A 24,127-nucleotide genomic window follows, 5' to 3' on the forward strand; every position below is an offset into this window, starting at 1 on the left:
CAGGGCAAGATCGCGAACGTTTTTTAAGCAGGGCACGAGGATTTGACCGACCGAACAGGGTGTGATCTTATACTCTCTTTTACGGGAGTTTCGTCATGAACCATCAAGCGGCATTTACCCAATTCTTCTCCGAACTTGAAGACCCTCGTCAGACAACCAAAATCGCGTACCCCTTCTTCGATGTGGTTTTTCTCACCGTCTGTGCTGCTATTGGTGGAGCTCAAGGTTGGGAAGATATCGAGCTTTTCGGCGAGGCACATCTGGAATGGTTTCAGCGTAATGGATTGTTTCATAACGGATTACCTGTTCACGACACCATAGCCAGGATCATCTCCCGTATTCAACCGGAGCAATTCCAGAACGCCTTCGTCCGCTGGATGCAAGCAACATCAGAACGTACCGATGGTGAGCTGATTGCCATTGACGGCAAGACCTTACGCAGCTCTTACGACCGAGACAGTCGTCAGTCTACCATTCATATGGTCAGTGCCTTTGCCGCTGAGAATCGTCTGGTGCTCGGGCAAGTCAAAACAGATGAGAAATCTAACGAAATCACCGCCATTCCTGAATTACTGGCACTCCTCGATATAAAAGGCTGCCTGGTATCCATCGATGCCATGGGCTGCCAGACTGGAATAGCCTCAACCATAGTCAAGGGCGGTGGCGACTACTTGCTGGCGGTAAAAGGTAACCAGCCCACACTGCATAATGCAGTACGCGCAGCTCTGGCCGAGTCGACCAAGAAGCCGCTGAGTGAAGAAACGCTCAGTGTCGAGAAAGAGCACGGTCGCATCGATGGCCGCGAGTACCATGTGTTACCAGCCGGAGCACTATCAGAGCAATTTCCAGAGTGGAAATCGCTGAAGACTGTCGGTGTCGCAATATCCTATCGAATTGAAAATATGGAAAAATTTTCGATGGAGTATCGCTACTACATCAGCTCGGCTGAACTGACACCAGAGCAGTTTGCTTCAGCGGTACGAGGGCACTGGGCAATTGAAAATAGCCTGCACTGGGTTCTGGATGTCGTGATGAATGAGGATGCCTGCCAGATATATCGAGGTGATGCCCCTCAAATATTGGCCTGTGCACGACACATGGCGCAAAACATGCTGCGAGCCGAAACCAGCCGTAAGGCAAGCTTGCGGAAGAAGCAGCAATTTGCGGGCATGAGCAGCCCATATCTGGAAAAGGTATTGGATTCAGGGCTGGCTGAATTGAAGTCAATTTAACAATATGTTCACGCTCTCGCCCTGGGGTCATATCCCATCCGGGGGCTCAATCAACGCCGCTGTTGCGTCAGGGCTGGCAGAGTGGCGCTGGCGGGCGAGGGAGGATGCCGCTGCATGTGCTACCGGTGTCGGGATTACTGGGTAATCACGCCGTCCGGCGTACCGATCAGGACAACATCGGCGCCGCGGGCGGCGAACAGGCCGTTGGTGACCACGCCAACAATGGCGTTCAGTCGCACTTCCAGCGCCTTGGCGTCGGTAATGGCCATGCCTTTTACATCCAGAATGTGGTTGCCGTTGTCGGTGACCACGCCTTCACGCCACACCGGGTTGCCACCCAGTTTGCGAATTTCGCGGGCCACGTATTCGCGGGCCATCGGGATCACTTCCACCGGCAGCGGGAACTGGCCCAGCACGTCGACGGTCTTGGTGTTGTCGATGATGCAGATGAACTTGTCAGCTACGGCGGCAACGATCTTCTCGCGGGTCAGGGCTGCGCCACCGCCCTTGATCATGTCGCGGGTTGCGTTGATCTCGTCGGCGCCATCCACATAGACGGAGAGGGCGCCGATCTCGTTGAGATCATATACGGTGATGCCGAAGCCCTTGAGGCGCTCGGTAGAGGCAACGGAGCTGGATACCGCTCCCTTGATCTCGTCCTTCATGGTCGCCAGCGCGTCGATAAAGTGGTTGACGGTAGAGCCGGTGCCCACCCCGACGATGGTGCCGGGAACCACATACTTGAGCGCAGCCCAACCGGCCGCCTTCTTCATTTCATCTTGAGTCATGATCGTTCCTTAAGAAAAAAGCGGGCGCATTATATCCAACCCGGTACCCCGTCGCGACCTTGTTGCTCACGTTCCGGGGCAAAAAGAGGGACTTTGTAAATCGTTTGCCTGTTTATTCTGCGTTTGCGCGCACAAAGCCGGGATTCCCTGCCAAAAACAGCTTATTCAAAGCGCCAGCAGTGGCTCGGGGTGATGATCTGGGGCAGCGGCACATCCCACTCTTCTTGCGGGACCGCATCCACCTGCTGGCAGTCGTGGGCAATGCCGAGCGGCTTGGGGCCCAGCTTGTGCTCATGCCAGATGGCGAGAGTGCGATCGTAGTAGCCGCCCCCCATGCCAAGGCGATTACCCTGGGCATCGAAGGCAACCAGCGGGGTGCAGATAAGATCGAGCGTGCTATGGGGCACCACCTGCAGGATATCCAGCTCGGGCTCTTCGATGCCGTAGCGGTTGCGCACCATGGGGCTGGTGGCGGTATAGCGCAAAAAGAGCAGGTGACCCGGGGTAAAGGGGTGGAGCACCGGCAGGTAGACCTCTTTGTGCTGGGCCCACAGCCAATGGATGGTGGGCAAGGGGTTGATCTCCCCATCATTGGCCAGATAGAGGGCAATGCGTTTGGCGGCGAGGATCTCGGGGTGTTGCTTGAACTGGGCCAGCAGCTGTTGGGCCGCCGCCTGCTGCTCGGCCGGACTCAGATTTTTGCGGCGTTGACGAACCAGTTGGCGCAGGGATTGACGTTCGGGTTGGGACTCATGCATGGGGAACCTCTGGCATAGCTGCGCATCGATGGCTTGAACGCGCTCTACCTTAGCACATTCACTCTTGACGTTAAGGGGGGCAGGGAAACCCCGTCCCGGACGGCTGATGCCCGGAACGGTGGGATAAATGCTGGCGGATCCGTTGGTGAGTCAACAAGGGCCAGGGTGTGGCCCCTGTTGACAGCATGTCGGCGCGCCAGCCTCTGGTTTGTTACTTGTCAGCCTTGCCGCGCATCTGGTGCTTCACGAACACGGCAATCAGTGCCGCTACCGCGAGCGCCATCGGGTAGAAACTCATGCTTACTACCGCCAACGGCGACAGGGCGAAGATGGAGCCCAGCAGCAGCGCCTGTGCGCCCCAGGGGATCAGACCCTGTACCACGCAGGAGAAGATATCTAGCATGGAGGCGGCGCGGCGCGGGGTGACACCGTGATGTTCGGCCAGATCCCGGGCTACCTTGCTGGCGACGATAATAGCCACCGTGTTGTTGGCGGTGCAGAGGTTGGTGAGGCTCACCACCCCGGCGATGCCGAGCTCGGCCGCTTTCTCGTTCTGTTCACCATTGTGCTCGCGAGTGAAACGGGCAATCAGGGCGCTGATGCGCTCGCTGATCCAGGCCAGACCACCCTGACGCTCCATCAGGGCGCCGAGACCGCCGATCAGCATGGAGAGCAGGAAGATCTCCTGCATGCCGGTAAAGCCCTGATAGATATCCTTGCTGAACTGACCGATGGCGTAGCCGTTGATCATGCCCACCACTCCGGCGGCCAGAATGCCGATCCCCAGCACCACAAATACATTCACTCCGGCGAGCGCCAGCCCCAGGATCAGCAGATAAGGCATCACCTTGAACAGCTCGATGGCGCTGCCGTTGGCTGGGGATTCACCCACTGAGCCCAGGGTCAGATAGAGCAGGATCACCGCGATGGCAGCTGGGGCCGCAATCTTGAAGTTTTCGCGGAACTTGTCCTTCATCTCGCACCCCTGGCTGCGGGTTGCTGCTATGGTGGTGTCGGAGATGATGGAGAGGTTATCGCCAAACATGGCGCCGGAGAGAATGGTACCAGCCATCAGCACCGGATCGATACCGGCCGCCTGCGCCACGCCCAGCGCCACGGGGGCCACGGCACCTATGGTGCCCATGGAGGTGCCCATGGCGGTAGCAATAAAGGCAGAGATGAGGAACAGCCCGGGCAACAGCGCCCAGCCAGGGATGAGCGACAGGCCCAGCGCCACAGTAGCATCAACCCCGCCGGTGGCCTTGGCCACGCTGGCAAAGGCGCCCGCCAGCAGATAGATAAGGCACATCGCCATGATATTGCTGTGGCCAACCCCCTTGAAGAAGGTCTCCAGATTGCTGTTGAAGCTCTCTTTGCCAAGCAGCAGGGCCAGCATCACCGCAGGCAAGGCAGCAACCGGAGCGGGCAGCTGATAGAAAGCGAACTCGACCCCCTGCAGGGTCAGCCAGGTACCGGTACCGATAAAGAGTGCGAGAAAAACCAGAAGTGGCAGCAAGGCCCTGGCACTGGGTTGAGTCTGGATCATGTGTTCCTCTGAAATTGAACAATGACCTCCTGTCATAAACTGCTTTGTACCTGTATCGGATAGGGATAGGGGGAAAACAGGGCGGGCATCCTGCCTCATTGGGGTGCCCACAGTAGTGAGTCAACCCCACAAGGTCAAGATAGACGTCCAGATGGATAGGTGTTTTTGTTTGATGATTCTGGTGTGATTGAGATATCCAAAGAATATTCGGAAAAAGAAGCTAGTGCTGTTTATTGTTCATTGCTGTTCTGGCGCAGTCCGCGGGTATCTGGGGGTATCGCGTGCCTTTAATAAGGAAAGAGGTAAACGATAAGATCTCTGCATGCCATCTTGGGGATTTCTCCCGCAGCCCTCTCTCTATCTCTACGTGAGCATGGTACGGATATTTCCAGAACGCGTGGACACAAGACCTGGGCTGTGTGGTTACTGTGTCAATTTCTCCACCGCCTGAACGGCTGTTGTGATGGCGTCCTGTTCCAGCGTCAGCGGAATGTGGCCAATTCCGGGCAGCAGGGTGACAGGCCAGGAGATGCCGAGACGTCTTAACTCAGGTTCAAGTTGATCTGTTTGGAAGGCTTCGTCATTTGCACCCGCGATCACTGCGCAGGGGCGTTGTACATTGCGCAAATTCTGCTGATAGTCGCGCTCTGGCTGAAAGTTAGAGGCAAGGTTGAAGGAGTAGGATGGGGTCAGCAGGGATTTCGCCTCATCATTAAGGGCAAAGTTCAGCACGGTCAGATGGTTGAGTGCGGAAATATGGAAACCGTTGAGGATGCTCAGGGCGATGAGGCGAGGCAAGCCGACACGCACCCAGCCACCGCTGTTGGGCCGGTAGTTGGCGGCGGTGGGGCCGAGATAGGGGGAGAGCAGCAGATAGCTCTCGAAAAGGGTTTGTCGCGCACTGCCAGCAACACGCAGCACAAAGCCACCCCCTGACGAGAAGCCGACGAGTGTTGCAGGCTTGTCGGGGGCTACCGACTTGATGAAATCTTCCAGATCGTCTTCAAGCTGACCGATGTAGGAAATGGTGCCTTTGTTGCCCGATGCGCCATGGCCGCGAATATCGAGGGCGTAGGCGTCGTATCCCGCTTGCGAAAAGGCGCTCGCCATCTTGTGCATGCTCTGGCTGCTGGCAGAAGAGCCGTGAACCAGTACCACGCTGCCCTTGACCTTGTTGTTCTCTGCGTGCTCCTTTGCGCCATAGTGCCGATAGGCCAACTGTGTGCCGTCACGCGCCGGGTATCTTGAGAGAGGTGGCATGCTGCTCCAGTCACTCCCCTTGAAAGGGTCGTTGATGCTGGCCATCGCCGGTGCCGGGTTCGGCCCGCCAAACAGCAGAGCCGCGGCCAGTATGACCAGGGTCAGTGATATCAACCCCACAGCAAACAGCAATCCTGCGCTCATCCTTGCACCTCGTTTGATATCGACACGGGCGTTGCCCTGATTTTGCTTATGCTGGCATTTCACTCGTTCGAACCTATCAGATGGCACCCGGTCTGCCAAATGATGGAGTGAGACGATGAAAAACGGCCTGTGACCAAAAGGAAGTTCTTGGCCAGCCAGTGTGCGCTGCCGTTGACGAGCGCAGCAAGGAGTGGTGGCATCATGGCTTTTCAAACCCGGCGCGGGCTGGTAAAACGGTCTCTTTCCATAATTAAAAGAGATGAGAGGGTGGAGATGGACAATCCGATCCGTGTGGCCGTGATGGGCTGTAATGGTCGTATGGGCAAGGTGCTGCTGGAGGCCATCACCAACACCGATGGCGTGGTGGTTGGTGCTGCGCTGGAGCGGCCGGGCTCGGCGGTGATCGGTCTTGATGCCGGTGAGCTCAATGGGCTGGGCCATCTTGGTGTGGCCATCAGCGATAGTCTGGACAAGGTGCGTGACGAGTTTGATCTCATCATCGACTTCACCCGCCCCGAGGTGACCCTTGCCAATCTGGCCTTTGCACTGGCCCACCACAAGCAGATGGTGATCGGCACCACCGGTTTTGACGATGCAGGCAAGGCTGCTCTGAAAGAGGCGGGCAAGCAGATCGGTATCGTGTTCGCCTCCAACTACTCGGTCGGGGTCAACCTGGTGTTCAAGCTGCTGGAGCAGGCCGCCAAGGTGATGGGGGATTACACCGACATCGAGATCATCGAGGGCCACCATCGCCACAAGGTGGATGCGCCATCCGGTACCGCGCTCTCCATGGGGGAAGTGGTCGCCAAAACGCTGGGTCGGGATCTCAAGGAGTGCGCCGTCTATGGTCGCGAGGGGATCACTGGCGAGCGGGATCGCAACACTATCGGCTTTGCCACCATTCGCGCCGGCGATCTGGTGGGGGAGCATACCGTCATGTTTGCCGATATAGGCGAGCGGGTGGAGATCAGCCACAAAGCTTCAAGTCGCCTGACTTTCGCCAACGGTGCTGTGCGGGCGGGCAAGTGGCTTGGTCAGCAGGGTGCCGGTCTTTATGACATGCAGGATGTGCTCAATCTCAAGTGATGCCTCTGTGCGGCACTTTCGTACTACAGCTACCCAGTGAAAAACCCCGGCTTGCCGGGGTTTTTGCTGTCAGTCAGCCAGAGTTTGTGTAAAAAGACACGCTATCGGCAATTTTTATCTGAATGCCTTATAAATCACACTATTGCGTTATCCACCAGATTTTCCCTTCCTGAATGTCATCACCAGGTAACAGATTTGAGCATCTTTATGGCTGATAAAGCCATTTTTTTACACCGATCGGAAAAGACTAAAAATTCAAACGCAGAAAAACGTTTTCCATTTTTCATGTTCACTCTTGTCATCTTAAAAGCGTTAAATTTGTCATTAATGTTTTTTGTGTAAAAATAAATGCCATTGTTTTAATTAGTTTTTTTTGTTTGTTTTTGTCTCTATTGCTGGCTTGGTGTCATCTTTTGGTGGTGGTTTTTCCTTTTCTTTCGTGGGAGGGGGTTGCAAAGCGATTAAGTGCATAGATAATGGGTAATGTTGCTTTTTTATTGAATTTAGATGCATTTCGTCTGAGAAAAGACGTTGAAATGCCACTTTTTTTAAGTAGAATGCGCCCAATTTGCCAGAAATCTGCCGGGTTCGAGTCCTGTCCAAGACCGGAACCGAGCCCGCAACACCCAGGTAAATTGCTGAATTTAAAGCTAAATAACTGGAGGTTGTCTTGAATCACACTGCATTGCTAGTGCTGGAAGATGGAACTGTGTTCAAAGGCGTGTCGATAGGCGCCGAGGGATGTTCCGTTGGTGAAGTGGTTTTCAATACGTCGATGACGGGCTATCAGGAAATCCTCACCGATCCCTCTTATTCCCGTCAGATAGTCACCCTCACTTACCCCCATATAGGCAACACCGGCACCAACAGCGAAGATGAAGAGTCCAGTCAGATCCATGCTCAGGGATTGATCATCCGGGACCTTCCGATACTTGCCTCCAATTTCCGCAATCAGCAATCCCTCTCCGAATACCTCAAGTCTCACAACATCGTTGGCATCGCCGACATCGACACCCGTAAACTGACCCGCATTCTGCGCGAGAAAGGCGCTCAGGCTGGCTGCATTCTGGCCGGGAAACAGGTCGATGAAGCCTATGCTCTCGAACAGGCCCGCGCCTTCCCCGGTCTGAAGGGGATGGACTTGGCCAAAGAGGTGACGGTTGGTGAAGCGTACAACTGGACCGAAGGGAGCTGGCAGCTTGGCAAGGGGCATGTCACCCCGGATGCCGACCAGCTGAAATACCACGTAGTGGCCTATGACTTTGGCGTCAAGCGCAACATCCTGCGGATGCTGGTTGACCGTGGCTGCCGCCTGACCGTGGTGCCTGCCAAGACCCCGGCCGCCGAGGTACTGGCGATGAACCCGGATGGCATCTTCCTCTCCAACGGCCCCGGCGACCCCGAGCCGTGCGACTACGCCATCGAGGCCATCAAGGCTTTCCTTAATACCAACACGCCGGTGTTCGGCATCTGTCTGGGTCACCAGCTGCTGGGTCTGGCCTCCGGTGCCAAGACCGTCAAGATGAAGTTTGGCCACCACGGCGCCAACCATCCGGTGAAGAGCCTTGATGACAACACCGTCATGATCACCGCCCAGAACCACGGCTTTGCGGTAGACGAGAACAGCCTGCCGGATTGCCTGCGCGCCACCCACGTCTCCCTGTTCGATGGTTCCCTGCAAGGTATCCATCGCACCGACCGTCCGGCCTTCAGCTTCCAGGGGCACCCCGAAGCGAGCCCGGGCCCGCACGACTGTGCCGGTCTTTTTGACCACTTTATTGAATTGATTAAGCAGTATCGCGCCTAAGAAATAGAGGAAAGAGTTTCATGCCAAAACGTAACGACCTTCAGAGCATCCTGATCCTCGGCGCCGGCCCCATCGTCATCGGCCAAGCCTGCGAATTTGACTACTCTGGCGCCCAGGCGTGCAAAGCCCTGCGCGAGGAGGGCTACCGCGTCATTCTGGTCAACTCCAATCCGGCCACTATCATGACCGACCCGGAGATGGCAGACGCCACCTACATCGAGCCCATCACCTGGGAAGTGGTGCGCGAAATCATCAAGAAAGAGCGCCCGGACGCTATCCTGCCCACCATGGGCGGCCAGACTGCGCTTAACTGTGCACTGGCGCTGGAGAAGCATGGCGTGCTGGCCGAGTTCGGTGTCGAGATGATCGGTGCCACCGCGGACGCCATCGACAAGGCCGAAGACCGCTCCCGCTTTGACAAGGCGATGCGCAGCATTGGCCTCGAGTGCCCGCGTGCCGGCATCGCCCACAACATGGAAGAGGCGTGGGGCGTGCAGCAGATGGTCGGTTTCCCCTGCATCATCCGTCCCTCCTTTACCATGGGCGGCTCCGGTGGCGGCATCGCCTACAACACCGAAGAGTTCGTCGAGATCTGCGAGCGCGGTCTGGATCTCTCCCCGACCAAAGAACTGCTCATCGACGAGTCGCTGATCGGCTGGAAAGAGTACGAGATGGAAGTTGTGCGGGATCGCAACGACAACTGCATCATCGTCTGCGCCATCGAAAACTTCGACCCCATGGGTATCCACACCGGTGACTCCATCACGGTCGCGCCAGCCCAGACGCTGACCGACAAGGAGTACCAGCTGATGCGCAACGCCTCCATGGCGGTGCTGCGCGAGATCGGCGTCGAGACCGGCGGCTCCAACGTCCAGTTCGGTATCAACCCGAAAGATGGCCGCATGGTCATCATCGAGATGAACCCGCGGGTGTCGCGCTCCTCTGCGCTGGCCTCCAAGGCGACCGGTTTCCCCATTGCCAAGATCGCTGCCAAGCTCGCCATCGGTTACACCCTCGACGAGCTGATGAACGACATCACCGGCGGTCGCACTCCGGCCTCCTTCGAGCCGGCCATCGACTACGTGGTCACCAAGGTGCCGCGCTTCAACTTCGAAAAATTCGCCGGTGCCAACGACCGTCTGACGACCCAGATGAAGTCGGTCGGCGAAGTGATGGCCATCGGCCGCAACTTCCAGGAGTCCCTGCACAAGGCCCTGCGCAGCCTCGAGACCGGCAAAACCGGCTTCGACCCCATGGTTGACCTCAATGCCCCGGACTCCCTGACCCGCATCCGTCACGAGCTGCAGGACGCTGGTAGTGACCGTATCTTCTACATCGCCGATGCGTTCCGCGCCGGTCTCTCCATGGATGGCATCTTCAAGCTGACCAAGATTGACCCCTGGTTCCTGGTACAGATTGAAGACCTGGTGAAACTGGAAGAAGAGGTGAAAGAGCGCGGCATGGCCGGTCTCGATGCCGACTTCCTGCGTGCCCTCAAGCGCAAAGGCTTTGCCGATGCCCGTCTGGCCAAGATCCTCGGCGTGGCCGAAGGGGAAGTGCGCAAACTGCGCGCCCGCCACAACATCTTCCCGGTCTACAAGCGGGTTGATACCTGCGCCGCCGAGTTCGCCACCAACACCGCCTACATGTACTCCAGCTATGACGAGGAGTGCGAAGCGGCCCCGAGCAACCGCGACAAGATCATGATCATCGGCGGCGGCCCGAACCGTATCGGTCAGGGTATCGAGTTCGACTACTGCTGCGTGCATGCGGCGCTGGCCCTGCGCGAAGATGGTTACGAGACCATCATGGTCAACTGCAACCCGGAGACCGTCTCCACCGATTACGACACCTCGGATCGTCTCTACTTCGAGCCGGTGACTCTGGAAGATGTGCTGGAAATCGTGCGCATCGAAAAACCCAAGGGCGTCATCGTTCAGTACGGTGGCCAGACCCCGCTGAAACTGGCCCGTGCACTGGAAGCCAACGGCGTGCCGATTATCGGTACCAGCCCGGATGCCATCGACCGCGCCGAAGACCGCGAGCGCTTCCAGTCTGCTGTCGAGCGCCTCGGCCTCAAGCAGCCGGAAAACGGCACCGTCACCGCGCTGGAGCAGGCCGTGCTGCTGGCCGAGCGTATCACCTACCCGCTGGTGGTTCGCCCCTCCTACGTGCTGGGTGGCCGCGCCATGGAAATCGTCTATGACGAGCAGGATCTGCGTCGTTACTTCGCCGAGGCGGTGAGCGTCTCCAACGAATCGCCGGTGCTGCTGGACCGCTTCCTGGACGATGCCACCGAGCTGGACGTGGATGCCATCTGCGACGGCACCGATGTGGTCATCGGCGGCATCATGGAGCACATCGAGCAGGCCGGTATTCACTCCGGTGACTCCGGTTGCTCGCTGCCTCCTTATACCTTGTCCAAGAAGATTCAGGACGAGATCCGCGAGCAGGTGCGCAAGCTGGCGCTGGAGCTCGGCGTTATCGGCCTGATGAACGTGCAGTTCGCGGTCAAGGGCGATGATATCTATCTCATCGAAGTGAACCCGCGTGCCGCCCGTACCGTGCCGTTTGTCTCCAAGGCGACCGGCGCCCCGCTGGCCAAGATTGCCGCCCGTGTGATGGCCGGTCAGTCGCTGCAAGAACAGGGCTTCACCAAAGAGATCATCCCGCCCTACTACTCGGTGAAAGAGGTGGTACTGCCGTTCGCCAAGTTCCCGGGAGTTGACCCGCTGCTGGGGCCGGAGATGCGCTCTACCGGTGAGGTAATGGGTGTGGGCAGCAGCTTTGCCGAGGCCTATGCCAAGGCGCAGCTGGGTGCCAACCACGCCGTACCGAAAGAGGGTCGTGCCCTCTTGTCAGTGCGTCACAGCGACAAGGCGCAGGTGGTTGACTTGGCTGCCAAGCTGCTGGAGCTGGGCTACGAGCTGGATGCCACTCACGGCACAGCCGTTGCGCTGGGTGAGGCGAGCATCAACCCGCGCTTGGTCAACAAGGTGCACGAAGGTCGCCCGCACATTCTCGACCGCATCAAGAATGGCGAGTACACCTACATCGTCAACACCGCCGAAGGGCGGGTGGCGATCCAGGACTCCAAGCAGCTGCGTCGCGCCGCCTTGCAGAACAAGGTGGCGTATACCACCACCATGAATGAGGCGTTTGCCACCTGCATGGCCATCAGCGTGGATGCCACCGCCAACGTCAACTCGGTGCAGGAGCTGCACCAGAAGGTGAAAAACCGCTAAGAGTTTGCAGCGGGCATCAGCCCGACTTGCCAGACGACCAACCCCCGCCAGCGATGGCGGGGGTTTCTTTTTATCTGTCGCTAAGCGTTCGGTTCGGGGCGGGTGAGCCATTGAGGAAGGTCATGAGTTCCGCATCGCAGACAACGGATGGCGCGTGGGGGGGTAAAAGCCGGCAAGGGGAGGGGATGCTGCGAGCGCGGGTTTCAACTGCAGCAGGCAATCCTCTACAATGGCCCCACTTTGCTTGTCAGTGCAGTGCCAGCGGCGCTGCCTGTAGGGCCTACAAAAAATGGACATGCTTATGAGCGCTTTACCTTCCTGTCGTCTTCTTGCCTTCTGCTCTGCCTTGTTGCTGGCCGGTTGTGCCAGTGATCCCGCCTCCGCGCCTGCCAAAGAGGCGAGCGTAAGCAACCCCAAAACGCCGCCTGCCATGCAGCCGCGCAAACCGGCGGATATGAAGAGCCGCATCGTGCGCTTCTTGCCCCGTCAGGTGCCTGACAAACAAGGGTGGGCCAACGACGTGGTGACGGCGCTCACCACCCAGGGGGTGACGGTCAATGATCACAATGTCTGTAGCGTGCTGGCGGTGGCGGAGCAGGAAGCCACTTATCAGGCCGACCCCGTGGTGCCGGGCCTTGGCAAGATCGCCTGGAAAGAGATCAACTCACGGGCAGCCAAGCTGCTGATCCCCGAATTTATGGTGCGGGCCGCGCTCTCCATCAACTCGCCCACCGGCAAGAGCTACGCCGAGCGGATCGACAAGTTGCGTACCGAGCGGGAGATGAGTGAAATCTTCGAAGACATGATCAGCATGCTGCCGATGGGCAAGACGCTGTTTGGCAACCTCAACCCGGTGCATACCGGCGGCCCGATGCAGGTGAGTATCGCCTTTGCCGAGGCCAACTCCCGTGGTTACCCCTATCCAATCAAGGATTCCATCCGCCACGAAGTCTTTACCCGTCGCGGCGGCATCTGGTTTGGCACCAAGCATATCTTCGGTTATCCCGCCGACTACCCGGATACCCTCTACCGCTTTGCCGATTTCAACGCTGGCTGGTACGCCAGCCGCAATGCCGCTTTTCAGGCCGCCGTCAGCCGTTTGAGTGGCAAAACTCTGGCGCTGGACGGGGATCTGATCCGCTATGACTCGGATCTGCCGGGCAATACCGAGCTTGCCGTCTACACCCTCGCCAACCGGGTCAATATGAGCAAGCAGGCGATCCGCCAGAGCCTGCGCAAAGGGGATACCGCCGAATTTGCCGAGACCGATCTCTACCATCGCATCTTTACCCTGGCCGACAAGCAAGCGGGCAAGCGACTGCCCCGCGCCATCCTGCCCGGCATACAGCTAAAGAGCCCAAAAATCACCCGCAACCTCACCACCGCCTGGTTTGCCAAGCGGGTGGATGACAGGGAGCAGCGATGCGTGCGGCAGATGGCGACGATTAGGTAGGACTGGGTTTGCTTCGAGACTAGTTGCAAAGCGGGTTGCCATTGTTAATGACAACCCGCACGCTTAATCGCCCCTTCCAATGGAGATCTTTGGCTCGCATCCAGTTATGAACGGTGGCGGCTCCTTCCGAGTGGCATGAGTTGTTACTACTTTTGCAGGATCAGCCGTGTTGGCGGCGGTCGTTAGCCTGGGCAAGTAGCATGCGGCTTTCACGCAGGAACTGGTCGGCATGCTCACCGAAGAAACCGGAAACTTGCGAGAAGGCATCGATGAAACCGTCCCTGTCCCCCCGCTCCAGCAGCCCCAGCGCTTCGCCGAAGTTTTGGTAGTAGCGACGGATCATCGCCAGATTCTGCGGTGACGACAAAATGATGTCGGCATAGAGGTGGGGATCCTGAGCGAACAGCCGCCCCACCATGGCGAGCTCCAGCCGGTAGATGGGGGAGCTCAAACTCAGCAGGCGATCCAGATTGGCCTGCTCCCGGGAGAGGTGCCAGCCATAGGCAAAGGTGGCGAAGTGACGCAGTGCCTGAATGAGGGTCATCGCCTCATCGTGGGCCTTGGCTTCCACCTGTTGCAAGCGGGCGCCCCAGATGGTCATCTGATCCAGCAGCCACTGGCTGGCGGCGGGGTCACGACCCTGGCAGCAGACGATCACCTGCTTGGCGAGACTCGCCACATCCGGCCCGAACATGGGGTGCAGTCCCAGTACCGGCCCTTGGTGCACCGCCAGCATATGTTCGAGCGGTGCCGCTTTCACGCTGGTGACATCCACCAGCAGGCAGTGGGCGGGCAGGTTGCCGAGGCGGTCGATGATCTGGCAGGTGATATCGATGGGCACCGCCACCATCACCAGACCGGCTCCGGCGAGGATCTCGTCAGCACGCGGCCAGTCGGTTTGTTCCAGCGTCTCGACCCGATAGCCTGAGAGGCTGAACATATGGCCGAACAAGCGGCCAAGCTGGCCCTGACCACCGATGATGACCACTTTGCCAAGGTCCGGCTTTATGCATTTGAAGCCGGTATCTTTCTCGCTGGCATAAGATTCACGTATCACCCGGCGCAGTACGTCTTCGATGAGATCGCCGGGCACTCCCAACTGCTCGGCCTCGGCGCGGCGGCGGGCCAGCATGCTCGCTTCCCGATCCGGTGCATAGATGGGCAGGCCGTGGCGGCTCTTTACTTCACCCACTTCTCCCACCAGGGCCAGACGGGCGGCCAGCAGATCGATAAGCTGCTTGTCCACCGCATCTATCTTGTCCCTGAGTACATTCAACTCTTCAGCCATATCCAGTCCCTGCTGGCGCCGCAGCGGCGGCGCCCTGAAAATCAAGATGCAACAAGGTATCACGGCATGAGCGGTTTGATGCCACCACTAGTGATACCTCGATTGTTCAATAGGTTACGACAAGATACCACGGCTTACCGTGCAGTTCTGCCCTTGAGGGGGTCAGCCAGCTGGTTGTGGCAGCGGGCCAGCAGGGTAGCGGTGGTGTCCCAGTCGATACAGGCATCTGTGATGGAGACCCCGTAGCGCATCTGCCCCTTGGGCTGCTCGCTGGACTGGTTTCCCTCGAACAGGTTGGATTCGAGCATCACCCCGATGATGGAGCGGTTGCCCTCCTGGATCTGGTGGATGACGTTGTCGGCCACCTTGGGCTGCAAACGGTGATCCTTGCTGGAGTTGCCGTGGCTGCAATCCACCACAAGGCTCGGCAGCAGGCCCGCTTTCTCCAGCGCCTCTTCCGCCAGCGACACGTTGACCGAGTCGTAGTTGGGATGTTTGCCGCCGCGCAGGATCACGTGGCCATCCGGGTTGCCCTGGGTCTGCAGCAGCGCAACCTGGCCCTGCTGGTTGATCCCCATAAAGGCGTGAGGGGAGGAGGCCGCCTGCAACGCATTAATGGCAGTCCCCAGGTTGCCGTCGGTGCCGTTCTTGAAGCCGACCGGCATGGAGAGACCTGACGCCATCTCCCTGTGGGTCTGGGATTCGGTGGTGCGGGCGCCGATGGCTGACCAGGAGAAGAGCTCCGCCAGGTATTGCGGGCTGATGGGGTCGAGCGCTTCGGTGGCCAGCGGCAACTCCAGCTCCGCCAGCCAGCAGAGCAGCTCGCGGGCACGGTGCAGCCCCAGCTCCACATCGAAGGTGCCATCCAGATTGGGGTCGTTGATAAAGCCTTTCCAGCCGACCGTGGTGCGCGGTTTCTCAAAGTAGACCCGCATGACAATGTAGAGAGCGTCCTGATAGGCATCATGCAGCGCTTTGAGTCTGGTTGCGTACTCTTTGGCGGTGTCCATGTCGTGGATGGAGCAGGGACCACAGATCACCAGCAGCCGGTGATCGCGGCGGTGAATGATATCGGCGATGGTATTACGGGCCCCTTGCACGAATGCCAGCGCCTTGTCGGAGATGGGTAACTTCTCCTTGAGCTGGGCAGGCGTGATCATCACTTGTTCGGACTGGATATGGATGTTGTTCAGGGGGTCTCTTTGCATGATTTCATTCTCTCTACTGTCTTAAGCCAAAAGCGGGTGTACCTATATATTTACACTGGTACCTGCTTTGTTACGCAACCGCCATCACCTTACCAAGGAAAAACAAACAATCAAGTGAAACTAGTGGGTTTACCGCTAAAAAGTCAGATAAATGAGCTGCTATATAGCGCGAACAGGAATAATACAGAGGATTTTTCGGAGGGTTAATGGTTTTTGTGTAAAATAATGTTTACAGTTTGAGGGCGTAAAGGCTTCGTTGCCCAGCTGTTTACCCACAGTAAATGGTATCTCTGGGAGACTGCAACGCGATGGCAATGATGGTGTGAGGTGGCTATCTGGTCAGCCATAGAAAGAGGGAGCCATCATGGCTCCCTTTGCGGTAGGAAGGGGGATCCCGTCTGGCTGCGGATCAGCGCTTTTGTTTTCCCTGCAGCTCTTTGTTCAGGCGAGTGAGCATCCCCTGGGTGACCAGCACTATGCCCTGCTCGGAGCGGTGGAAGCGACGTGCATCTTCATCGGCGTTTTCACCGATCACCGTGCCTTCCGGCAGTTTGCACCCCTTGTCGATCACCACCCGGCGCAGTCGGCAACCGGCACCTATCTCCACACCCGGGAAGATCACGGCCTGATCCAGGGTGCAGAAGGAGTCGACCCGCACATTGGTAAAGAGCACCGAACTCAGGATGAAAGAGCCACTGACGATGGTCCCCCCGGCAAACATGGAGTTGATGGTCATGCCGTGCTGGCCGTTTCGGTCCTGCACGAACTTGGCGGGAGGAGTCATGTTCTGACTGGTCCAGATGGGCCAGTCCTGATCGTAGATATCGAGCTCCGGCGTGACGGAGGCGAGATCCATATTGGCCTCCCAGAAGGAGTCCACGGTGCCCACATCGCGCCAGTAGGGGCGGCGATCCGGACAGCAGCCGACACAGGACATGCCAAACGGGTGAGCGAATGCGGTGCCCTCTTTCACCACGCGGGGGATCACGTCCATGCCGAAATCGTGATGGGACTGCTCGTTGGCAATGTCCTCTTCCAGCAGCTGATAGAGATACTCCGCATCGAAGATATAGACGCCCATGGAGGCCAGCGCGGTGTCGGCCTTGCCCGGCATGGCGGGCGGGTTAGCAGGCTTTTCGACGAAGGCATTGATCTTGCGATCATCATCCACCGCCATTACCCCGAAGGCGCTTGCTTCACTGCGTGGCACCTCGATGCAGGCAACGGTCACCTTGGCGCCCATATTGACGTGGTCGAGCAGCATGGCGGCGTAATCCATCTTGTAGATGTGATCGCCTGCCAGCACCACCACATATTTGGGGGCGTGATCGCGGATGATATCCAGATTCTGGTAGACCGCATCGGCGGTACCCCGATACCAGTTCACCTCATCCACCCGCTGCTGGGCAGGGAGCAGATCGATAAACTCGTTCATCTGGTAGCGCAGGAAAGACCAGCCCGATTGGAGATGGCGCAACAGGCTGTGGGATTTGTACTGGGTCACGACACCGACCCGACGGATGCCGGAGTTGATGCAGTTGGAGAGCACGAAATCGATGATGCGGAATTTGCCGCCGAAATGAACGGCAGGTTTTGCACGGTTGTCGGTTAACTGTTTGAGGCGACTACCCCGCCCTCCTGCGAGTACCAAAGCCATGGTCTCGTTCAGCAACTGTCTGGATTTTGCTGTATTGGCAGGTTGTAACAACATCTCATATCCCTTTGTAGATAAATCACTACAATGTTGCCTCCTTTGAGCCCTCAAGAAAGTGCTTTCAGTCACATTTTATGGTTTCTGACGTAATAAAATGACATTTTTGTTATTAAAAATGACGGGTTGATCCGTCATTGCTTTCAATATGGTCAGTTGTCAATTGAAGCGAGCCGAGCAACAAAAGGGGCGGCGAGAGACCGAGAGGAGGGATGAAAAAGCCCCTGCCAATGGTTGGCAGGGGCCCGGTTTGTTGAGACCCGGTGAGCAAGGCCTGATTAACAAGGATCAGGCTGCGTTGGCCAGTGGCTCCTCGCTCTTCTTCTGGTAGGCCTGCGGGGTGAGCCCAAGCAGCTCCTGCACGGTCGAGGCGACGGTAATGGAGGAGACGGTGCCCACCAGGATCCCGGCAAACAGGGTGAAGGAGAAGCCGTAGAGGGCGTCACCGCCAAACAGCAACAGAGCGCCCACGGTAAACAGGGTGGTGCCCGAGGTGATCATGGTGCGACTGAAGGTCGCCTTGATGGCCACATCGGAGCATTCGTGGATGCCCATCTGGGTACGCGAGCTCAGCAGATCCCGCAACCTGTCCGAGATGACGATGCTGTCGTTGAGGGAGTAGCCGATCACCGCCATCAAACCGGCGATGATGTTCAGATCGAATTCGATCTGAAAGAGTGACAGCAGCCCCAGCGCCACGATGGCGTCATGGACCACCGAGAGCAGGATGCCGATGGCCTGACGCCACTCGAAGCGAAACGCCAGATAGGCCGACATCGCCAGCGAAGCGACCAGCACCGCCAGCATCCCCTGCTGGAACAGCTCGGCACCCACCTGAGGGCCGACGATGGTGGTGCGCAGCAACTCGACCGGCATCCCCAGCTGTTGGGTCAGCATGGTGGCGAGATCCGCCGCGGGCCAGGGCAGTTCGTGGGGGGGCAGCTTGATCAGCCACTCGCCGGGAATTCCGGCCGAGCTCAGCTCAACGGCTCCCGCCAGCGGGGAGACCAGCATGGCATTGAGCTCATGGGCCTCTTTCAGGGTCTGGATATGAAACTCCAGCAGGATCCCGCCGGTAAAATCGAGCCCCAATGTCAGGCCGTTCACCAACAAGATGGCGACGCTGGCCACGGTCAGCAGGATGGAAGCCCACAGGCCGATATAACGCCAACGGGTCAGCCCCATGGCAACGATCATTCTCAACATAATTCGCTCCTTGGCCAGCCAGCATCTGGCTGTTGGCCCATCACGACGTGCCGTGACACGCCGGGAAAATAGTGTTCTGCTTTGGTCGCTCCGGCCATATCCATAGCCGATGGCGCAGCCAAAGCCGCTCATCAGAGGGACTGCAGTCCCGTTACACCTTCAGCGTGCGCTCACTGCTGCGTCCCCACAGGGGGTTGATGATGGCGCGCGTCCCCCAGATCCCGGTGATCATGCTGGAGAGCAGACCCAGAATGAGGGTGATGGAGAAGCCCTGCAGCGGTCCGGAGCCGATGGAATAGAGCACCACGGCGCAGATGAGCGTAGTGATGTTGGCATCGAAAATGGTGTGGAAGGCCGAGCGATAGCCAAAGTCGATGGCGTTGGCCAATGAGCCCCCCTCTCGCAGCCGGTCCCTGATCCGCTCGAAGATCAGCACATGGGTATCCACCGCCATGCCCACCGTCAGCACCAGACCTGCGATCCCCGGCAGGGTCAGCACGGCACCCGGCAGCACTGCCAGCATGCCGACCTGCATCAACAGGTTGGCGACCAGCGCCGTGATGGCAACCCAGCCGAATTTGCGGTACCAGGCCATCATGAACAGCATCATGCCCGCCATGCCGAAGGCCAGCGCGGTGAAGCCTGCCTCTATATTCTGCATCCCCAGCGTCGGGCCAATACTGCGTTCTTCCAGGATCTTGAGAGGGGCGGTGAGGGCGCCGGCACGCAGCAGCATGGCCAGCTCTTGCGCCTCCGGCAGACTGCCAATGCCGGTGATGCGGAACTGGTTGCCAAGGGCGGTCTGGATGGTGGCAACGTTGATCACCTCGCTCTGGGCGCGCAGTTTGCCCTGGGCGTTGGTCTTGTACTCGGTGAAGACGGTCGCCATCGGCTTGCCCACATGCTGGCGGCTGAACTGGTTCATCTTGCTGCCACCCAGGGTGTCGAGCACGATATTGACCTGGGGTTGACCCATCTCGCCCATGTTGGCGCGGGCATCGACGATGTGCTCGCCGGTCAGCACCGGCTTGCGTGCCATGCCGACGGCCTGACCGTTGCGATCGGCGATATAGAAGTGGCTATCGGCTTTGGCCTCGTAGAAGGCCAGCGAGGCGGTGGCCCCGATCACCTCTTTCGCCTGCTTGGGGTTGTGCACCCCAGGCAGTTCGATACGGATGCCATCTTGGCCCTGACGCACCACTGAGGCCTCGACGATGCCGAGTTCGTTGATCCGTTTTTTCAGGATCGACAGGTTCTGGGTCACGGCGTTGTTGACCAGCAGGGTACGCTCCGCCTCGCTCAGCACCAGTTTCAGATCATTACCGGAGCGGGTCAGCTTCCACTGATCCTGACGGGTACCGGCACTCTCCTTGATGATGGCGAGCCAGCTCTCCTGTTCGGCGACCTCCGGCAGGGTGACGGCTACGGCGCCCTGTGCGCTGCGCGTGACGCTAGCGCCGCGCAGATTGGCTTCACGGAAGCGGGTGCGCAGGGTATCCACCAGATTCTTGGTCTGATTGTCGATGACAAAGTCCACGTCCACCCCGATCAGCAGCTGGGAGCCGCCACGCAGGTCGAGCCCCAGCTTGATGGGGTCGGCGCCGAGGCGGGTGATCCAGGCCGGCGCGTTGGAGTGAAACTCCAGGGTCAGGGCGGCACTGTCGACCCCTTGCAGCTCCAGCAACTGCTTGGCGCGCTGCTGATCGCCCTGACTGGCAAAGACCAGCTCGACCCGCTCAGGTTGCTCAATGACCTTGATCGGGGTCAGGTGCTTGTCGCTCAGCAACATCTGTTGCTGGGGGGTCAGGCGCTGCTGTCCGTGCAGGCCGAGGGAGGGCTGCTCACCAAAAAAGGTGGGCAGGGAGTAAAAGGTAAAGGTCAACAGCATCAACAGCAGCAGTGCGTACTGCCACTTGCTCATGCGGTTGAGAACGGTGCGATTGCTCTTTCTCATGGCAAACAAGCCTCTGTCAGGAGAATGGTGCCCGGGCCGATAGCAACAAGGCTCGGCAAGGCGCAAAAAATGGGATGCATCAGATGCGGATTAGGCAGTTGCCGGATCCGTCAGGAAGAGGAGATGAGCAAACAGTGGATGTGCCAGCCCCTCCGGGGTCAGGCGCTCAGATAGCTCTGGGTGAAGCGGTATTGCAGATGTTGGCGCTGTAGATGGCGCCGGTGGATCGCGCCAAAGCGATCGCGAAAACTCTGTTTGTGATAGAGCTCGGGGGTCAGCATCAGCCAGCCGAGCAGCAACAGCAGGATGGCCTGGGCCGACCAGCTCTGGATCAGCTCGTAGACCACACTCTTGGGCTGGTTGTCACTGCGCAGGGATTGTTCGAGACGCAGCAGGTGATTCTGATGGCTGCCGACAAACTTGATGATGCCATCATCGCTGTCGCTAAGCTGATTGAACACCTGAGTCTGCTGCTGTTCACTCTGGGGCGATGCGGGTAGCAGCGGGCCTTCCATTCGGGCGATGGAACAAAGCAGGGTGAGGGCGATAACCAGAGCTACCAGCACCAGTTTTACTTTGTCGATAAGGCGCAAAAGTTAATTCCCGATAAATAGAAAGGGCAAACTACCACATGCGCCCGGTTTGAACAAGGTTGCCCCGGGCGCATGGCACCATTCGGTGCTGGCTGTCAGCTGCCGCTCATCTGCTTGAAGTCGCGGGCATAACCCTTGAGCAGGGAGTAGAGATGGGCCCGCTGGGAGATATCCAGCGACTGGCTCATGGCGCTCAGCCAGTTGACGGTACGCTGGCGCGACTGTTCGGTATAGCCGGTAAAGCGGCCATCCATCAGCCCATCCCCCTCGGCCAGCAGGTCAGTCAGCTCGCGGGTAAAGTCGGGACTCTGGCGCTGCTTCATCAGCCTGTCCAGCTCCTGGGTCCAGGACTCCTGAAACTCGAGCCAGGGGGGCATCAGCTCGTATTGCCATTCGGCCCACTGGGCCACCAGTGGTGCCTGTGCCGGTTTCACCTCGCCAATCCAGAACTCGAGCCGCTTGTTCATCTTGTTGCGAAACTCTGCCAGCATCTGCTCTTTGGGCTCAGTGGCAAAGTCTTTTTGCCGCTCCTGTTGCCGCTTGACCCGATCGGTCATAAAGCGGGCCACCTGCTCATCGGTCAGGGTGCGCGCCAGCCTGACCGCGCGGGGGATAGTATTTTCCAGCGTGCGGGTCAGGCTCTGCTGCACCGCATCCAGGTTGGTCGAGATCTGCTCCGGCGTCATGGGGCTGGCCACCGCCTTGGCCAGTGCATCGAGATCCCTGGCGTAGCGCGGCAGCTCGTGCTGGCGATGCCAGGCCATCAGCCCCTTCACTTCGCGGCTGAGCAGATCCTTCTGCGAATAGGAGAGGGCAAAGTAGTCATCCAGCTGCCAGATGATGGCGGTATCGAGCCAGTAGTAGATCACCCGGGTGGAGCAGCCGGTCAGCAGCAGGCCGATCAGCAGCAGACCCCAGGTTTTCGGCTTGTGCCAGCGCACCTTGTTTATCATCTGTTACTCCAGTCGTTGCCGGTTGATGGCGATCAGGGTGTCATAGTCGAGTGAGGGCTGTTGCTCTGCCATCAGCAGGGCCCAGAGCAGGCCTATATAGTCGACCCAGGGTAAAAATGCCTCGCTCTGAAAATCGGGCCACTGGTGGCGCGGCACGGCCTGCAAATAGTGCGCTTCCAGCTCGTCGCGCCGCTCGGCGGGCCACTCATGGGTGCGCTGGATGCTGGCGAGCTCAAAGCCGGGGTGACCTGCCGCGCCATACTCCCAGTCGATGACCCAGGGTTTGCTTCCCAACAAGTTAGCCGGATTGAGATCATGGTGGCAAGGGCGCCAGCAATCATTTGGCTCACTGCTGGCGAGCAAGCCCCGCTCCAGGGCGGGCAGCCAGGAGGGGATGTGGGCCAGTCGGGCGCGATAGCCCGCCGCGTGGGCCCGCACCGCCATTACCACCGCAGGCAGCGGCAAGCGATGAAGCTTGCGCAGCACCTCAGCCAGCAGACGGGGCTGATCGGCTTCCGGTGGTGCCGCGAGCACCCAGTTTGGCTCATCGCACCATTCGAGCAGCATCAGACCGCTGGCGGGATCGCCATAGTGGCAAGGCAGCGCCAACCCTTCTGCCATCGCTCCCTGATAAAGCTGCCACTCGGTGGGACGGTCGATGCCAAGGCGCACCGGGTCGGAGTGGCCCTGACGCAAAAAGTAACTGCGCCCCGAGGGGAGGCGCAGTCGATAGTTGCAGTTGGTCAGACCTAACCCGAGTGGTTCCAGCTGCCCCTCCCGCCAGTGGGCGGGTAGGCTGGCCAGTAGCGGATCACAGTTGCCTGTCACCAGGAGCCTGTTACCAGCCAAAGGTGGATTTCTTCGCCTGTTTGCGGATCTCTTTCTGGTCAGCCCACAGCAGTTCGCCGTTTTGCAGATCCATCAGGTTCATGGTCATCTGGTAGTAGACATCCTTCACCTTCCCATTGCCCTTGACGATGCTGGCGAGGTTGCCATAGACCATGTAGCGGGCACCAGTCTGCTTGCCCAGACGCACCATGGAGGCAGGATCCACCATGCCGCTGCCCTGCTGGTATTCGAGCTGCTGCTTGACGGCGGCCACCTTGCTCATGTCGACAAAGCGGAACTTGCCGGCCCGCAGCAACTTGGTGCGGATGGTATCGGTGATCGCTTCGGTATCGATGTGCTCGGAGGTCTTGTTGCGGATAGAATCCATAAACATCACCGGACGACCGCCAGCGGTGATCTCGCTGGTGGCAGGGGAGGCGAGCATGGAGTCTGCCATCTTGTCGGCGATGGCCTGCAGGTCACTTGAGCCGTAATCGACGGTAACGGTTTCGGTTTCAGTGGGATCGCCATAGCTGACGGTGGTACTGGAGCAGCCGCCCAAGAGCAATGCAGAGGTCAATATCAGCAGGGCATGATTCATTTTCATCAGTAGGATTCCTCAATCACTTCGCGTACGTAAATCCGGTAACCCTGCGCCGCCGGGCTGGGCGCCAGGGCCGAGAGGGTGCGGGTCTGATAGCCATGCAGCTTGATGGGGGTCCAGCCGCGGCCATCGCTGGCGACCTCCTGACCGGCCTCATCATACCAATAGAAGATATATTGCAGCTTGTTATCGCTGCGCTGGGTGCTGGCGGCGGCCACATTGACCTGCAGCAGGCCATTTTGCTGGCGGCGGCTCAGCTCGGTCAGGGTGACGTTGACGTTTTGATGCTGCTCTAGCGTGGGAGCACCGCCCGCCGGGCCATAGAGCGCCACGCCGGAGGTGTTGGTGGCGCAGCCGGTCAGCAGCAGCGCGAGCCCGAGGGCCAACCCGTATGCTTTCATCTTGCTCTCCTTAATCGGGGTGAGTGGGGCCGCGTGTGAGCCTGCCCGGTTAATTGTCTTGC

Annotated in this window: 19 protein-coding genes; 5 read left to right on the forward strand and 14 right to left on the reverse strand. The window is 58.8% G+C overall.

Annotated elements, in window-relative coordinates:
• The first annotated feature begins 95 nt into the window (after positions 1–95).
• Positions 96–1,232 (forward strand): ISAs1 family transposase, encoded by a 1,137-nt coding sequence (locus tag AB5Y90_RS12150; protein WP_024943479.1) that lies wholly within the window; start codon positions 96–98, stop codon positions 1,230–1,232.
• A gap of 134 nt (positions 1,233–1,366) precedes the next feature.
• Here the strand turns inward: AB5Y90_RS12150 and rpiA are convergent, their stop codons facing one another.
• The 4 genes from rpiA to AB5Y90_RS12170 form a co-directional block, all read right to left on the reverse strand.
• Positions 1,367–2,020, reverse strand: coding sequence for a ribose-5-phosphate isomerase RpiA (gene rpiA / locus AB5Y90_RS12155; protein WP_368166908.1), 654 nt, complete (start codon positions 2,018–2,020; stop codon positions 1,367–1,369).
• A 161-nt stretch (positions 2,021–2,181) separates the two neighbouring features.
• Positions 2,182–2,778 carry a 5-formyltetrahydrofolate cyclo-ligase gene (locus AB5Y90_RS12160; protein ID WP_005337635.1) on the reverse strand — a complete coding sequence of 199 codons (597 nt, stop codon included), beginning with the start codon at positions 2,776–2,778 and terminating at the stop codon, positions 2,182–2,184.
• Positions 2,779–2,989: 211 nt separating this feature from the next.
• The gene (locus AB5Y90_RS12165) at positions 2,990–4,324 is read right to left on the reverse strand and encodes a Na+/H+ antiporter NhaC family protein (RefSeq protein WP_005361588.1); all 1,335 of its coding nucleotides are present in this window, start codon (positions 4,322–4,324) and stop codon (positions 2,990–2,992) included.
• 423 nt (positions 4,325–4,747) lie between these two features.
• Positions 4,748–5,728, reverse strand: coding sequence for an alpha/beta hydrolase (locus AB5Y90_RS12170; RefSeq protein WP_307896516.1), 981 nt, complete (start codon positions 5,726–5,728; stop codon positions 4,748–4,750).
• 273 nt (positions 5,729–6,001) lie between these two features.
• Here AB5Y90_RS12170 and dapB point away from each other — a divergent pair, with 273 nt between their 5' ends.
• The 4 genes from dapB to AB5Y90_RS12190 all read left to right on the forward strand — a co-directional run bounded on the left by dapB (position 6,002) and on the right by AB5Y90_RS12190 (position 13,319).
• Entirely contained in the window at positions 6,002–6,814 is an 813-nt protein-coding gene (gene dapB / locus AB5Y90_RS12175) for a 4-hydroxy-tetrahydrodipicolinate reductase (protein WP_005347132.1), read from the forward strand.
• A gap of 670 nt (positions 6,815–7,484) precedes the next feature.
• Positions 7,485–8,621: a glutamine-hydrolyzing carbamoyl-phosphate synthase small subunit gene (gene carA / locus AB5Y90_RS12180; RefSeq protein ID WP_005337628.1), complete on the forward strand. Its 1,137-nt coding sequence runs from the start codon at positions 7,485–7,487 to the stop codon at positions 8,619–8,621.
• Between the two features lie 20 nt (positions 8,622–8,641).
• Positions 8,642–11,866 (forward strand): carbamoyl-phosphate synthase large subunit, encoded by a 3,225-nt coding sequence (gene carB / locus AB5Y90_RS12185; protein ID WP_005337626.1) that lies wholly within the window; start codon positions 8,642–8,644, stop codon positions 11,864–11,866.
• A gap of 301 nt (positions 11,867–12,167) precedes the next feature.
• Entirely contained in the window at positions 12,168–13,319 is a 1,152-nt protein-coding gene (locus AB5Y90_RS12190) for a DUF1615 domain-containing protein (protein WP_368166909.1), read from the forward strand.
• Positions 13,320–13,479: 160 nt separating this feature from the next.
• Here AB5Y90_RS12190 and tyrA read toward each other — a convergent pair whose 3' ends face one another.
• The 10 genes from tyrA to AB5Y90_RS12240 form a co-directional block, all read right to left on the reverse strand.
• The gene (gene tyrA, locus AB5Y90_RS12195; protein ID WP_368166910.1) at positions 13,480–14,607 is read right to left on the reverse strand and encodes a bifunctional chorismate mutase/prephenate dehydrogenase; all 1,128 of its coding nucleotides are present in this window, start codon (positions 14,605–14,607) and stop codon (positions 13,480–13,482) included.
• A gap of 134 nt (positions 14,608–14,741) precedes the next feature.
• On the reverse strand, positions 14,742–15,815 hold the full coding sequence (locus AB5Y90_RS12200; RefSeq protein WP_307896519.1) for a 3-deoxy-7-phosphoheptulonate synthase: 1,074 nt from the start codon (positions 15,813–15,815) through the stop codon (positions 14,742–14,744).
• A gap of 409 nt (positions 15,816–16,224) precedes the next feature.
• Complete coding sequence (gene glgC, locus AB5Y90_RS12205) at positions 16,225–17,526, reverse strand: glucose-1-phosphate adenylyltransferase (RefSeq protein WP_005334047.1); 1,302 nt, start codon at positions 17,524–17,526, stop codon at positions 16,225–16,227.
• Positions 17,527–17,814: 288 nt separating this feature from the next.
• Complete coding sequence (gene secF, locus AB5Y90_RS12210; RefSeq protein ID WP_005334046.1) at positions 17,815–18,732, reverse strand: protein translocase subunit SecF; 918 nt, start codon at positions 18,730–18,732, stop codon at positions 17,815–17,817.
• A 151-nt stretch (positions 18,733–18,883) separates the two neighbouring features.
• Positions 18,884–20,686, reverse strand: a complete 1,803-nt coding sequence (gene secD / locus AB5Y90_RS12215; RefSeq protein WP_368166911.1) for a protein translocase subunit SecD — start codon at positions 20,684–20,686, stop codon at positions 18,884–18,886.
• 158 nt (positions 20,687–20,844) lie between these two features.
• Positions 20,845–21,279, reverse strand: coding sequence for a hypothetical protein (locus AB5Y90_RS12220; RefSeq protein ID WP_307896521.1), 435 nt, complete (start codon positions 21,277–21,279; stop codon positions 20,845–20,847).
• A 95-nt stretch (positions 21,280–21,374) separates the two neighbouring features.
• Entirely contained in the window at positions 21,375–22,232 is an 858-nt protein-coding gene (locus tag AB5Y90_RS12225; protein WP_307896522.1) for a DUF6279 family lipoprotein, read from the reverse strand.
• A 3-nt stretch (positions 22,233–22,235) separates the two neighbouring features.
• A complete protein-coding gene (locus tag AB5Y90_RS12230) occupies positions 22,236–23,060 on the reverse strand; it encodes a choline/ethanolamine kinase family protein (RefSeq protein ID WP_307896523.1) in 825 nt (274 codons plus the stop codon).
• 10 nt (positions 23,061–23,070) lie between these two features.
• Positions 23,071–23,667, reverse strand: a complete 597-nt coding sequence (gene lpoB / locus AB5Y90_RS12235) for a penicillin-binding protein activator LpoB (RefSeq protein WP_368166912.1) — start codon at positions 23,665–23,667, stop codon at positions 23,071–23,073.
• Positions 23,667–24,065 carry a YcfL family protein gene (locus AB5Y90_RS12240; RefSeq protein WP_179903610.1) on the reverse strand — a complete coding sequence of 133 codons (399 nt, stop codon included), beginning with the start codon at positions 24,063–24,065 and terminating at the stop codon, positions 23,667–23,669. The genes lpoB and AB5Y90_RS12240 overlap by 1 nt, the downstream gene beginning before the upstream one ends.
• Positions 24,066–24,127: the final 62 nt, after the last annotated feature.

It is taken from the genome of Aeromonas sp. R4-1, assembly GCF_040908325.1.
Taxonomy (GTDB): Bacteria; Pseudomonadota; Gammaproteobacteria; order Enterobacterales; family Aeromonadaceae; genus Aeromonas; species Aeromonas veronii.